8 protein-coding genes are annotated in these 12693 nt (G+C 69.9%); 5 read left to right on the top strand and 3 right to left on the bottom strand.

Annotated elements, in window-relative coordinates:
* Positions 1 to 110: 110 nt before the first annotated feature.
* The 3 genes from madL (at position 111) to AC3IF1_RS24835 (ending at position 2139) form a co-directional block, all read left to right on the top strand.
* On the top strand, positions 111 to 563 hold the full coding sequence (gene madL, locus AC3IF1_RS24845; protein ID WP_489219774.1) for a malonate transporter subunit MadL: 453 nt from the start codon (positions 111 to 113) through the stop codon (positions 561 to 563).
* Positions 564 to 592: 29 nt separating this feature from the next.
* Positions 593 to 1357, top strand: coding sequence for a malonate transporter subunit MadM (gene madM, locus AC3IF1_RS24840; protein WP_489220465.1), 765 nt, complete (start codon positions 593 to 595; stop codon positions 1355 to 1357).
* A 113-nt stretch (positions 1358 to 1470) separates the two neighbouring features.
* Positions 1471 to 2139 carry a GntR family transcriptional regulator gene (locus tag AC3IF1_RS24835; protein WP_489219773.1) on the top strand — a complete coding sequence of 223 codons (669 nt, stop codon included), beginning with the start codon at positions 1471 to 1473 and terminating at the stop codon, positions 2137 to 2139.
* Between the two features lie 164 nt (positions 2140 to 2303).
* On the opposite strand, the gene AC3IF1_RS24830 is transcribed toward AC3IF1_RS24835, so the two are convergent.
* Both AC3IF1_RS24830 and AC3IF1_RS24825 read right to left on the bottom strand, forming a co-directional pair.
* A complete protein-coding gene (locus tag AC3IF1_RS24830; protein ID WP_489219772.1) occupies positions 2304 to 3431 on the bottom strand; it encodes a tetratricopeptide repeat protein in 1128 nt (375 codons plus the stop codon).
* Between the two features lie 804 nt (positions 3432 to 4235).
* Complete coding sequence (locus AC3IF1_RS24825) at positions 4236 to 5720, bottom strand: methyl-accepting chemotaxis protein (RefSeq protein WP_489219771.1); 1485 nt, start codon at positions 5718 to 5720, stop codon at positions 4236 to 4238.
* A 597-nt stretch (positions 5721 to 6317) separates the two neighbouring features.
* Between AC3IF1_RS24825 and AC3IF1_RS24820 the strand changes: the two genes are divergently transcribed.
* Together AC3IF1_RS24820 and AC3IF1_RS24815 are read left to right on the top strand one after the other, a co-directional pair.
* Positions 6318 to 7151, top strand: a complete 834-nt coding sequence (locus AC3IF1_RS24820; RefSeq protein WP_489219770.1) for an FAD binding domain-containing protein — start codon at positions 6318 to 6320, stop codon at positions 7149 to 7151.
* Entirely contained in the window at positions 7142 to 9880 is a 2739-nt protein-coding gene (locus AC3IF1_RS24815; protein WP_489219769.1) for a molybdopterin-dependent oxidoreductase, read from the top strand. The genes AC3IF1_RS24820 and AC3IF1_RS24815 overlap by 10 nt, the downstream gene beginning before the upstream one ends.
* Before the next feature lie 84 nt (positions 9881 to 9964).
* On the opposite strand, the gene AC3IF1_RS24810 is transcribed toward AC3IF1_RS24815, so the two are convergent.
* Positions 9965 to 12682 (bottom strand): ATP-binding protein, encoded by a 2718-nt coding sequence (locus AC3IF1_RS24810; protein ID WP_489219768.1) that lies wholly within the window; start codon positions 12680 to 12682, stop codon positions 9965 to 9967.
* Between the last annotated feature and the right edge of the window lie 11 nt (positions 12683 to 12693).

The following is a 12693-nucleotide window of genomic DNA, read 5'->3' as shown; positions in this document are numbered from 1 at the left end:
GGTGGAAACGGCCGACGAGCCGGTCCGGGAGGGAGAAGGGTCATGCCGAGCGTGTTGAGACGGCCGCCGCGATGCGCCGGGAATCCGGTGCGGCAGAAGGAACAACGCCGATGATCGTGCTCGGTGTCGCCCTGCTCGCCGCCTGCACGTTGATCGGCGTGTATCTCGGCGATCTGCTCGGCGTCGCGCTCGGCGTGAAGGCCAATGTCGGCGGCGTCGGGATCGCCATGATCCTGCTCATCGCGGCCCGCCTGTGGCTGTCCCGCCGGGGCCGCCTGACCAAGGGCGTCCAGTTCGGCGTCGAATTCTGGGCCGGCATGTACATCCCGATCGTCGTCGCCATGGCGGCGCAGCAGAACGTCGTCGCCGCGATGAGCGGCGGCCCGATCGTGCTGATCGCCGCCACGGGCTCCCTGGTGCTGTGTTTCGGCGCGGTGGCGCTCCTCAGCCGGATCGGTCGCCGCGATCCGGGCAGCGGCGCGGTCGAGCATGGCGGATCGGTGATCGGTGGCGAGACCGAACCGGCCGACGGGCCCGCCGCATCCACTGTCGGGAAGGGGTGAACGCCATGGACCAGGCAACGGGACACGCGATCTGGCACGGGATCGAGCACGTCTTCGTCGAGCAGAGCCTCGTGGCCGCCTTCGCGGTGGTGGGGGCGCTGATCCTCGTCTCGAATTTCGCCGCCAAGCGCCTGACCAACGGGCGCGTCCACGGCTCGGCCATCGCCATCGTGCTGGGGCTGGTGCTGGCCTATGTCGGCGGGGTCTATACCGGCGGCAAGAAAGGGCTGGCCGACATCCCGGCGCTCGCCGGCATCGGGCTCATGGGCGGGGCGATGCTGCGGGACTTCGCCATCGTCGCCACGGCCTTCGAGGTCGACGTGGTCGAGGCCCGGCGCGCCGGCCTGCTGGGCGTCCTCGCCCTCGCGCTGGGCACGATCCTGCCCTTCATCGTCGGCACCCTGACGGCCGTGGCCTTCGGGTATCACGATGCGGTCTCGATCACGACGATCGGGGCGGGCGCGATCACCTACATCGTCGGTCCCGTCACCGGAGCGGCCATCGGCGCCGATTCCACCGTCATGGCACTGTCCATCGCGACGGGGGTGACCAAGGCCGTCATGGTGATGGTTGGGACGCCGCTCGTGGCGCGGCTGATCGGGCTCGACAATCCGCGCTCGGCCATGGCCTATGGTGGGTTGATGGGCACGGTGAGCGGCGTGGCCGGCGGCCTCGCGGCGACCGATCCGAAGCTGGTGCCCTACGGGGCGCTGACGGCGACGTTCCATACCGGAATCGGCTGCCTGGTCGGCCCGTCGATCCTGTTCCTGGCAGTGCGGGCCCTCGTCGGCTGAGCTCCTGTCCGCTGTGGCCGACAGCATCCGCCGCGACGGATGAAGATGGCCGACAGCATCGTTTGCCTTGAGAACCGGAAGCCGCAGCCTGCGGAAGGGTCTAGGATCGGTCGATGCACGGCGATTTCCAGAAGATCGACACGGGATTGCTCTCGGACCGGATCCGCGACGCGCTCACCGATGAAATCGCGTCGGGGACGATGGCGGCCGGCACCGCCCTCGACGAGCAGAACCTCGCACAGCGCTATGGCGCGTCGCGCACGCCCGTCCGCGAGGCCCTGCGGCAGCTCGCCTCGTCGGGGCTCGTGGAGATCCGGCCGCGCCGGGGCGTCGTCGTCGCGCGCCTGACGCCGCAGCGCATCGCCGACATGTTCGAGACGACCGCGGAGATCGAGGCGATGTGCGCGCGGCTCGCGACCTACCGGATGACACCCCTCGAACGCGGTGGGCTGATGGAGCTCCACGCGGACTCCGCCCGCGCCGTGTCGGAGGGCGATGTCGACGCCTACGACCGCTTCAACCGCACGTTCCACGAGGCGCTCTACACGGCGACCCACAACGGCTTCATGGCCGAGCAGGCGCTGGCGATCCGGGAGCGTCTCGCCGCCTTCCGCCGGACGCAGCTGCGCCACGCCGATCGGATCCGCCGCTCCCACGAGGAGCACGGCGAGATCCTGACGGCGATCGCGGAGGGCGATGGCGAGATGGCCGCCCGGCGGATGCGGGCGCATATGCTCCGGGCAGCCGCCGCGCTGGGGCGCTACATCGCGGAGATTGGGTGAGGGCGGCGCGGGGCGGGCGTCCCACCGCTCGGGGTCTGGATTGCGGTGCCGAGATTTCGGCCACAGCGCCCCATGATCGGGGTGGCTGACTGGCCATTTGGATGGGCCGACCCGATTGAAGCAGGCCGCGGATCCCAGCCCCGGATCGGATGCGCGACGTGTCCTCAGACCTGCCATTGCGGCATGAATTCCGTGCGGTACGCCGAAGGGGCGAATCCCCAGACCGGATCGAGCATCTTGCCGAGTGCCTCGCGGGACAGCTTCGCGATCCTCTCGCGAACGTCGACCGGCAGGTCCGGATGCCCGAGGATGTCGAGGCAGTTCGCCAGACAGGCGCGGTATTGGCCCGTGCAGTACGCGTTGACCGCGTACTCGTCCTGTAATCCGTATTGGTAGATCCACGGCTGGAGGAACAGGCCCTCGCTGGGCATGCGCGGCGGCAGCCCGGCCTCGGCGTAGTGAAAGCCTTCCACGAACTTGCGTAAGCGTCTGTAATACCGGCTGGCGCCGTGGCGCGCCTCCGCCCGTTCCGGGCAGATCGCGATCGCGCGGTCGTATAGGGCTTTGATCTTGTCCTCGGGTTCTCGGATGGCTTCCATGATGTAGGCGGCGCTGAGTAGGCTGATGTAGACCTCTTCATGCCAGAATCCATATTCCGTACGCTGTAGATAATATTTTAGCGAATTCTCAAAGTCATTCGAATCTCGGTAACTTTGAGCAAGATAAAATGTATAGCGCGCGATCAGGAACGGATCCTTCTCGGCCTTCAGCGCCGTCTCGAGGATGACAGCGTCGCGCTTGTACGTGTCCGGATCGCGATGCCGTGCACCGTCTTCCCCGCGGCGCATGGCCAGCGGCAGCGAGCCGCGGCTGGCCTTGACCTTACAGTCGAGGAACTCGTGAAGGACACCGCGATAATGCCACGGCAAGGCGTTGCTGACGATCTGTAGTCGCTGGTAGCGGGTGAAGCTGTCCACGATGGTGAGGTGGTAGGCGGAAGCTTCAAGCTTCGGCATCGTGAAGCCCGCTGGGATGACCAACTCGTCGTCGGCGTCGATGATCATCGAATAGTGTCCATGGGGACGCGCCAGGCGCAGCGCTTCACTCCGGTTATAGGCGAAGTCGACCCATGGCCGTTCCACGAGCCTGCCCGGGATATCCGCCATCGCGGCACGGATGACATCCTGAGTTCCGTCGGTCGATCCGGTATCGACGATGATCCAGTGATCGATGATCGGCCTGACTGAATCGAGACATCGACGGATGACATGTGCCTCGTTCTTGACAATCATTGAAAGACAGATTGTCTGTGTAGACGATTTCATGCCGCGAAGACTCTCTGCTGCGAAACCGCACGGTTTCACATTTTAGCCTTTCGCCCCATAGCGTAGCACTGACAGATTTGCAAAGTTCGATCTTCGATAATTTATGCGTCGTGTGCTGAAGTGAGAGCAGAAGTACTGTTCCGTATGAAATTAGTACAATTAAAAGAAAGCAATGAATTTGTATAATCGGCTAGGTTTGGCAGTGAAAACTAAATTTTAAACGTGCCTAACCGGCATCTCGGCATCCTGGGGATCGATAACGATCCGGGTCCAGATGGGCGGCGTCGATCAACGCCGCCGGCGCGTGCTGGAAATGTCAGGGGCACTGCGCGACGGATCGGCGACATCGCAGGTCGCTGCGAAACCGATCGGAGGGTCTAAAATTGAGGCGCATCAGTCGAACCGCAGTCGGTCGGTTCGGCACGCGGGATGGGCCGCTGTTTTCGGGGGCGCGATGCGCGGCCCGGGATCGCATCATTCTTCAGAGCCAAACGCCCCGTCATGGCTGTTCGCGCGAAGAAGCCCTGCATGGCACAGGGTCACGATACCGACGCGTGTCTGACCGCCATCGAGACCGACGATGCGCAGCTGCGGCGGTTCCTCGGGTAGCGGGCGCAAAGGTTGGCTGCGCTACCGCCTGCGCGACCCCATGGCCACGTTCCGCAGGGTCCAGCGCCGCTCAGCCGACACCGCAGGGCGCGTCGAGGGCGACGCGACCCTTGGGACGATGGGCGGCGCCGGAGGGGCCGGTTGCCCGCGCCGGGTTCGGGGTCAGCCCATGGACCGCGTGGCGTCCCGCACCTGGCGCGTCGCTTGGTCGAGCCGCGTGCTCGCCTGGGCGATCGTGTCCATGCCGGCCGCGATGGCCGAGACCCCCCCGGAGGCGGTCTGCAGGCTGCCCGACATCTCGCGCGTCACCACCGATTGCTCTTCCACCGCCGACGCGATGGCGGACGAGACCGCATTCAGCGTGCCGATCGTGGCCCGGATGGCGCCGATGGCATCCACCGCCTCGCGGGTCGTCGATTGGGTGGCGGCGATCTGACCGCGGATCTGGTCGGTCGCGCGCCCGGTCTGCAGGGCCAGGGTCTTCACCTCGCTGGCGACCACCGCGAAACCGCGGCCGGCGTCGCCCGCGCGGGCCGCCTCGATCGTGGCGTTGAGCGCGAGCAGGTTGGTCTGGGCGGCGATACCGGAGATCAGGCCGACGACGTCGCCGATCTGCGTCGCCTGCGCGCTCAGGCCGGCGACGATCTGACCAGTGCGCTGGGCCTGATCCACGGCCTGACCGGCGATCCCGGCGGCGTGGCTCACCTGCTCGCTGATCTCGTTCACGGAGAGCGACAGCTGCTCCGCCCCCGTCGCCATCGACCTGATATCGTGCGAGACCCGGCCGACCGTGTCGGCCGCCTCGCCGGTCTGGCGGCTCACATCCGCCACGGCGTCGCCGATCGCGTCGATCTCGTCGCCCACCGCCTTCTGCGCCTGCGCCCTTCGCTCGCGCTCGTCCACCTGCGCGGTGATGTCGGTGGCGAACTTGACGACGCGAACGGGTCGGCCATCCGCGTCGGTGATCGGATTGTAGGTCGCCTGGATCCAGACGGCCCGGCCACCCTTGCCCATCCGCTTGAACGCACCGGACTGGTATTCGCCGCGGGCGAGCGCCGCCCAGAACGCGCGATAGGCCTCTCCCGAACGCTCGGCCTCGCCGACGAACAGGCTGTGGTGGCGGCCGACGATCTCGTCGAGCCGATACCCCACCGCGTCCAGGAAGTTCTGGTTGGCGCTGAGGATCGTGCCATCGAGGGCGAAGGCGATCACCGCCTGCGAGCGGTGCAGCGCCGTGATCTGCCCTTCGAGATCCAGGGTCCGCAGCTTGTCGGCGGTGACGTCGGTGGCGAACTTGACGATCTTCGTCGGCTTGCCGGCCGGGTCGAGCACGGGATTGTAGGTCGCCTGGATCCAGACCTCGCGCCCCCCTTTGGCGATGCGCTTGTACTCGGCCGTCTGGAACTCGGCCCGCCGCAGCTTCTCCCAGAACTGACGATAGGCCTGACTGTCCCGCGCAGCCGGCTCCACGAACAGGCTGTGATGGCGGCCGCGAATCTCCTCGAGGGTGTAGCCCATGGCCGCCAGGAAGTTCGGGTTGGCATCCAGGATGGTGCCATCCAGTGCGAATTCGATCGTCGCCAGCGAGCGGCTCAAGGCTGCAAGTTTGGCGTGCTGATCCCGCCGGCCGTGCAGGCGCGCGAACATCGATGTCTCCACATGTCGGGCGGATGCGCGCGCCGGACAGGCGCGTTCGTCCGAGGGGGCAGGGCTTTCGGTGACCGTTAAAACGCAACCTAAGATACTTTATTGATTGCGTTTGCGGCGCTTATTTCGCATCCCTGTATGATGTGCTTCTTATTTCTTAGGGGTTAAGATAGCACTTTGCTAAACAAATATTGATCTGTCCTGTACGCGAGTTGAGCTCGCATGAATTCACCTGGAGATTGTATCGATCTAGCCCCTCCGTCATCCCACTGACCGTCTGTCATCGACGGTGGGCGGATCCCGCGCGGACTCGACGCCCGTTGGCTCACGCAGACCGGCCGATCGCCGCCTTGATCCGTGAGCAGGCCGTCGGTTCCCGCGTTCGCCTGTGCGAAGACCGGGGTAGGATCGCGACGATCCGGGCGTCGACCACCCCCAGTGAGTCGTCGCCGCCCATAGGGCCGCCGGCAACGGCTCCGGGCTTGCCTCTCAATACCCTCGTTTCTACCCGGCGCGCACAAGGACCCTTGACCGGGCCCGCGGGCCGGCACGCATAGTGCGTGGCCGGGTCCCCCGGTACCCAGGTGACGAGCGCGCATGGACCTCACCGCCGTCGAGACCGTCCTTCGGCCCCGCAGCCGTTCCGAATTACCGGCCTGGCAGGCTGGCGACGCCTGTCTGGCGGGGGGAACCTGGCTGTTCTCCGAGCCGCAGCCCGGCACGCGGCGCCTCGTCGACCTCGCCGGCCTTGGATGGCCGCCATACGCGCTCGTGCCGGAGGGTCTGATGCTCGCGGCGACCTGTACCATCGCGCAGCTCGATCGCCTCGATCTGCCGCCTTCATGGGTCGCGGCGCCGCTGGTCCGGCAATGCTGCCGCGCCCTGCTCGGCTCGTTCAAGATCTGGAACACCGCCACGGTGGGCGGCAATCTCTGCCTGGCCCTTCCGGCCGGCCCGATGATCGCCCTGGCAACGGCGCTGGAGGCCAGTTGCGCGATCTGGTCCGCCGACGGTGCGGAGCGGTCTCTATCCGCCACCGATGTCGTCCTCGATCCCGGGCGCAACGCCCTGCGCCCGGGCGAGATCCTGCGCAGCCTGTCGATCCCGGCGGCCGCGCTGACCCGGCGGACGGCGTTCCGGCGCATCAGCCTCAGCCCCAACGGCCGGTCCGGCGCGTTGCTGATCGGGACCCGGGACGCGTGGGGCGGCTTCGCGCTCACCGTCACGGCCTCGGTGCGGCGCCCCCTGCGCCTCAACTTCGACGCCCTGCCCGACAGGGCGGCCCTGGTGCAGGTCCTCGATGAGGCGATCCCCGAGACCCTCTACCACGACGACGTTCACGGCCGACCCGACTGGCGCCGACACGTCACCCGGCACCTCGCCGAGGAGATCCGCGAGGCCCTGTCGGAGGAGACCGACCGATGCGGCTGACGGTCAACGGCGCCCCCCACGAGGGTGAGGCGCGGCCGGGCCAGTGCCTGCGCACGTTCCTGCGCGAGGCCGGCTGGTTCGGCGTCAAGAAGGGCTGCGACGCGGGGGATTGCGGCGCGTGCACGATCCATCTCGACGGCGAGCCGGTGCACAGCTGCCTGATCCCGGCCTTCCGCGCCGAGGGGCGTTGCGTGACCACCATCGAGGGGCTTGCCGGCCCCTGCCGCACGAACGACCCGGAACCCTGCGATTTCCATCCGATGCAGGCCGCCTTCCTGGCCGCGCAGGGCTTCCAGTGCGGCTTCTGCACGCCGGGCATGATCATGACGGCCGCCGCCCTCGATCAGGGCCAGCGGCGTGATCTCGGTGCAGCCCTGAAGGGCAATCTCTGCCGCTGCACCGGCTACCGGGCGATCCGCGACGCCATCGCGGGGATCGCCCATACGGAGGGTGGAGCCGGCGACCCGGTGGGCCGGAACCTGCGCGCTCCGGAGGCGCCCCTGGTGGTGTCCGGACGGGCGCGCTTCACCCTCGACAGGGCGGCCCCCGACGCGCTCCACCTGAAGGTCCTGCGCTCGCCGCACGCCCATGCCCGCATCGCGGCGATCGACACCGCGGCCGCGGAGGCGATCCCCGGCGTCGTGGCGATCCTCACCCACGCGGACGCGCCGCCGGGCCGCTTCTCCACCGGGCGCCATCAGGATCCCCGGGACGACGCCGCCGACACACGGGTGCTCGACCCGATCCTGCGTTTCGTCGGCCAGCGGGTCGCCGCCGTGATCGCGGAGACGGAAGCGGCCGCCGAGGCCGGTTGCGGGGCCTTGCGGGTCACCTACGAGATCCGCCAGGCATTGCTCGATCCGGACCGCGCCCTCGAACCCGGCGCCCCGCCTGTCCACGACCCGGGCGACCGCCCTGGCGCGGACGCGCCGCCGCTCGCGTGCCACCCGAATCTCGCCGCCGAGGTCCGCGGCGAGGTCGGCGACGTGGCGGCGGGTTTCGCGGCGGCCGATATTGTCTACGCGGAGACGTTCCGATCGCAGCGGGTCCAGCACGCGGCCCTCGAGACCCATGGCTGCATCGGCTGGCGCGGGGCGGACGGCCGGCTGACGCTGCGCACGAGCAGCCAGGTGCCGTTCCTGACCCGGGACGCGCTCTGCGACCTGTTCGGCCTGGAGCGGGCGGCCGTGCGCGTCGTCTGCGGCCGGGTCGGCGGCGGCTTCGGCGGCAAGCAGGAGATGCTCACGGAGGATCTCGTCACCCTGGCGGTGCTGCGCACCGGCCGGCCGGTGCGCTGGGAACTGACCCGCCAGGAGCAGTTCGCCGCGACCACGACGCGTCACCCGATGCGGGTCGCCGTCACGGTCGGCGCCCGCCGGGACGGGACGCTCACGGCGATCAGCCTCGACGTCCTGTCCGACACCGGGGCCTACGGCAATCATGCGGGCGGCGTGATCCACCACGGCTGCAACGAGGTGCTCGCCGCCTATGCCTGCCCGAACAAGCGGGTGGCGGGTCGGGCGGTCTACACCAACACGGTTCCGGCCGGGGCCTTCCGGGGCTACGGCCTGAGCCAGACCATCTTCGCCGTCGAATCCGCCCTGGACGAGGTCGCCCGGCGCCTCGGGCTCGATCCGTTCGCCCTGCGCCGCCGCAACGCCGTGAGGCCGGGCGACGCGCTGGTATCGAACAGCCTTGAGCCCCACGACGTGGTGTTCGGCAGCTACGGCCTCGACCAGTGCCTGACCCTGGTGGAGGAGGCGCTGCAGGCCGATCCGGGGCCGGACCCGGAGCCGGGCTGGCGGAGCGGCACCGGGATGGCGATGGCGATGATCGACACGATCCCGCCCCGGGGCCATCACGCCGAGGCGCGGGTGAGCCTGGAGGCGGATGGGTGCTACATCGTCCGGGTCGGCACCGCCGAGTTCGGCAATGGCACCAGCACGGTGCATCGTCAGATCGCGGCGTCCGCGCTGGGCACCGATCCCGCGCAGGTGCGCATCCTCGGCGCGGATACCGACGCGGTCGGCCACGATACCGGCGCCTACGGCAGCACTGGCACCGTGGTGGCGGGCCTGGCAACGCTGCGCGCCGCCGAGGCCCTCGCCGAGCGAATCCGGGCCCGGGCAGCGGCGCTGTCCGGCGCGGAACCGGAATCCTGTCGCCTCGCCGGCGATGCGGTGGAGACGCCCAGGGGCCCGCGCGCGCTCGCCGCCCTCGGGCCGCTGGCGGCGGTGGGCCGCGCCGACGGCAGCCCGCGCTCGGTGTCGTTCAACGTCCAGGCCTTCCGGGTGGCGGTCCACCCGGTGACCGGCGAGATCCGCATCCTCCGAAGCGTCCACGCCGCCGATGCCGGGCGGGTGATCAACCCAATGCAGTGCCGCGGCCAGGTCGAGGGCGGCGTCGCGCAGGCGATCGGCGCCGCGCTCTACGAGGATTTTCGGATCGACGGCGCGGGCCGCGTGATCACGCAGGCGTTCCGCGACTACCACATCCCCGCCTGCGCCGACGTCCCGGACACGCAGGTCCTGTTCGCTGACAGCCATGACAGCGTCGGTCCGCTCGGGGCGAAATCGATGAGCGAATCGCCCTACAATCCGGTCGCGGCCGCCCTGGGCAACGCCATCCGCGACGCCACCGGGGCGCGCCTGACCGCGACGCCCTTCGCGGCCGACAGGATCTACCGGGCCGTGGCGGCCGGGCGGGGCGGGGACGCGGCAGCGCCCTGAAGCGCGGCGCGTCCCCGGCGGGCGGGTAGCGCCGCCGGCCGGAACGCACCGTCCAGCTCGCCGCGCCCGGCACCACCGTGCGCGTCAGGCGGCGACATCCTTCGGCGCGCTCCGGGCCGGGACCGGGAGGGTGATGGTGAAGCAGGCGCCGCTGCGGTCGCGCCGGTTCGCGGCCGTGACCGTGCCACCCATCGCTTCGACGAAGCCGCGAGAGATCGCCAGACCCAGGCCGGTCCCGGCCCGGACCCGGTCGCCCTTGCGGGCCCGGTAGAACTTGTCGAACACCCGCTCGAGGTCGGCATCCGGCAGGCCGTCGCCCTCGTCCAGAACCGCGATGCGCAGCTCGGCCCCCGCGCGCAGCGCCCGGATCGTCACGGTCGAGCCCTCCGGGGCGTACTTGGCCGCGTTGTCGAGGAGGTTGACCAGGACCTGCTCGAACAGCACCGGATCGAGCGCCAGGGCCGGCAGGTCGGGGGCGATGTCCACGGTGACGCGATGGCCGGCCAGGATCGTCTGCGTCCGCCGCAGGGCGGTATCGACCGTCTCGCCGATGTCCTGCGCCGACAGATTCGGCGCCACCGCCCCGGCCTCGAGGCGGGTCATGTCGAGCAGGTTGGCGATGAAGCGGTTGAGCCGCTCCGCCTCCTCGATGATCGTGCCGAGCAGCTCCGCCTTCGCCTCGGGCGGCAGGGCGGCGTCGAGGTCGCGCAGCGTGCTCGCCGCCCCCAGGACCGAGGCCAGCGGTGTGCGCAGGTCGTGGCTGATGGAGGTGAGCAGCGCCTGGCGCAGCCGGTCGGTCTCGGCGGCCCGCTCGGCGCGGTCGAGATCCTCCACGAGCCGCACCCGCTCGATGGCGAGCGCACCCATGTCGGCCAGGGCATCGAGCAGGCGCCGGGCCTCGGGCGTCAGGATCGGCCCGGTCCCGTCCGCATCGAGGCCGATCACCCCGATCGTGCCGCGCCCGGTGCGCATCGGCAGGAACAGGCGCTTGGCCCCCGGCAGGGTGTCGGCACCGCGGCCGGCGGGCCGGTCGTTGTCGAAGGCCCACTGGGCCGCCGCCACGTCGGCCGCGTCGAGCCGGTCCTCCGGCGGGTAGCCCGCATGGACCGTGACGGCCTTGCCGTCGGGCAGGAGGAGGACGACGCGGACCCTCAGCATCGCCGCCACCTGGGCGCAGGTGGCCCAGAGCACGTCGTCGAGCGTCCCGCAGGCGGCGAGCTTCCGGGAGAAGCCGAACAGGCGCTCCGTCGCCCGGGCGCGGCCCTGGCTGACCATCGCGATCCGCCGGGTCCGGGCGGCGAGGTTCGAGACCAGAACCGCCACCAGGGTGAAGAGCAGGAAGGCCGCGACGTTGGTCGGGTCGGCGATCGTGAACGTGTAGACCGGCGGAAGGAAGAAGAAGTTGTAGGCCAGCGAGGCCGCCAGGACGGCCGCCAGGGCTGGCCCGAGGCCCGACCGCACCGCCACCGCCACGACGGCGGTCAACAGGAACAGGTCGGCATTCTCCACACCCGCATAGGGCTGCGCCAGGAGCGCGGCGCCGAGCCCGATCGCGATGGCGACGATCGCGATGCCGTAGGGCCGGACGGCGAAGCCGGTCCGCGGCGCCGCCGCCGTGACGGTGCGGCGGGGCTGTCTCTCATCCGGAACGGCCTCACCGGGCACCACATGCACGCTGATATTGCCGCTGCGGCGCACGAGGTCGTGCACCACCGAGCCGTTGACGAGCTCGAACAGCCACGACCGGTTCGCCTTGCCCACGACGATGTGGTTCACGTTCGCCGAGCGGGCGTAGTCGATCACGTCGTCCGCGAGGCGCCGGCCGCCGGGCAGGGTCACGGCGTCACCGCCGAGCCGGTCAGCCAGGCGCAGGGCCTCGGCGATCCGGTCGCGCTCCGCCTCCCGCAGGGACGCCGCGCGGGCGCCCTCGATCGACAGCGCCGTCCACGGGGCGTGCAGGCGGTCGGCAAGGCGCTTGGCGTAGCGCACGAGGCCGGCCGAGCGGGGGTCCTCGTTCACGCAGACCAGCACCCGCTCGCCCGCCGCCCAGGGCCCGGCGATGGCGTTGGCCCGCATGTGGCCGAGGAGTTCGTCGTCGACCCGGTCCGCCGTGCGACGCAGCGCCAGTTCCCGCAGGGCGGTCAGGTTGCCGCGCGAGAAGTAATGCTTCAGGGCGCGCTCGGCATTCGTCGGGACGTAGACCTTGCCGTCCTTCAGGCGCTGGATCAGGTCGTCCGGATTGAGGTCGACCACCTCGATATCGTCCGCCCGGTCGAGGATGCCGTCCGGGACGGTCTCGCGCACGCGGATGCGGGTGATCTGCGCCACGACGTCGTTGAGGCTGTCGACGTGCTGGATGTTGAGCGTGGTGTAGACGTCGATGCCGGCGTCGAGCAGTTCCTCGACATCCTGATAACGCTTCGGGTGGCGCGAGCCCGGTGCGTTGGTGTGGGCGAGTTCGTCCACCAGCGCCAGGGCCGGCCGGCGGGCGAGCAGGGCGTCGAGGTCCATCTCCTCCAGCACGGCGCCGTGATAGGGCACCGCCCGGCGGGGGATCACCGCGAACCCGTCGAGCAGGGCCTCGGTCTCGGCCCGGCCATGGGTCTCGACGACCCCGATGACCACGTCGGTCCCGGCCTTCAGCCGGGCCCGCCCGATGGTCAGCATCTCGTAGGTCTTGCCGACGCCGGGGGCGGCCCCGAGGAACACCTTGAGCCGGCCGAGCGTCCGCTCTTCCCGGCGCGCCGCGTCGAGCAGGGCGTCGGGGGAGGGGCGGTTCGGGTCGCGGCCGGTCTCGGGCATGATCCCCCTAT

The sequence above is a fragment of the Methylobacterium sp. E-012 genome (assembly GCF_057836545.1).
Note: the sequence above shows the minus strand (reverse complement) of the source record. Positions and strands in the feature narration are given on the sequence as shown.

Bases quoted from the DNA above. Each gene is read 5' to 3' on its own strand.
- AC3IF1_RS24815 (WP_489219769.1), top strand. From the start codon at position 7,142: ATGCGGCTGACGGTCAACGGCGCCCCCCACGAGGGTGAGGCGCGGCCG.
- AC3IF1_RS24835 (WP_489219773.1), top strand. From the start codon at position 1,471: ATGCACGGCGATTTCCAGAAGATCGACACGGGATTGCTCTCGGACCGG.
- AC3IF1_RS24820 (WP_489219770.1), top strand. From the start codon at position 6,318: ATGGACCTCACCGCCGTCGAGACCGTCCTTCGGCCCCGCAGCCGTTCC.
- AC3IF1_RS24830 (WP_489219772.1), bottom strand. From the start codon at position 3,431: ATGATTGTCAAGAACGAGGCACATGTCATCCGTCGATGTCTCGATTCA.
- madL (WP_489219774.1), top strand. From the start codon at position 111: ATGATCGTGCTCGGTGTCGCCCTGCTCGCCGCCTGCACGTTGATCGGC.
- AC3IF1_RS24825 (WP_489219771.1), bottom strand. From the start codon at position 5,720: ATGTTCGCGCGCCTGCACGGCCGGCGGGATCAGCACGCCAAACTTGCA.
- AC3IF1_RS24810 (WP_489219768.1), bottom strand. From the start codon at position 12,682: ATGCCCGAGACCGGCCGCGACCCGAACCGCCCCTCCCCCGACGCCCTG.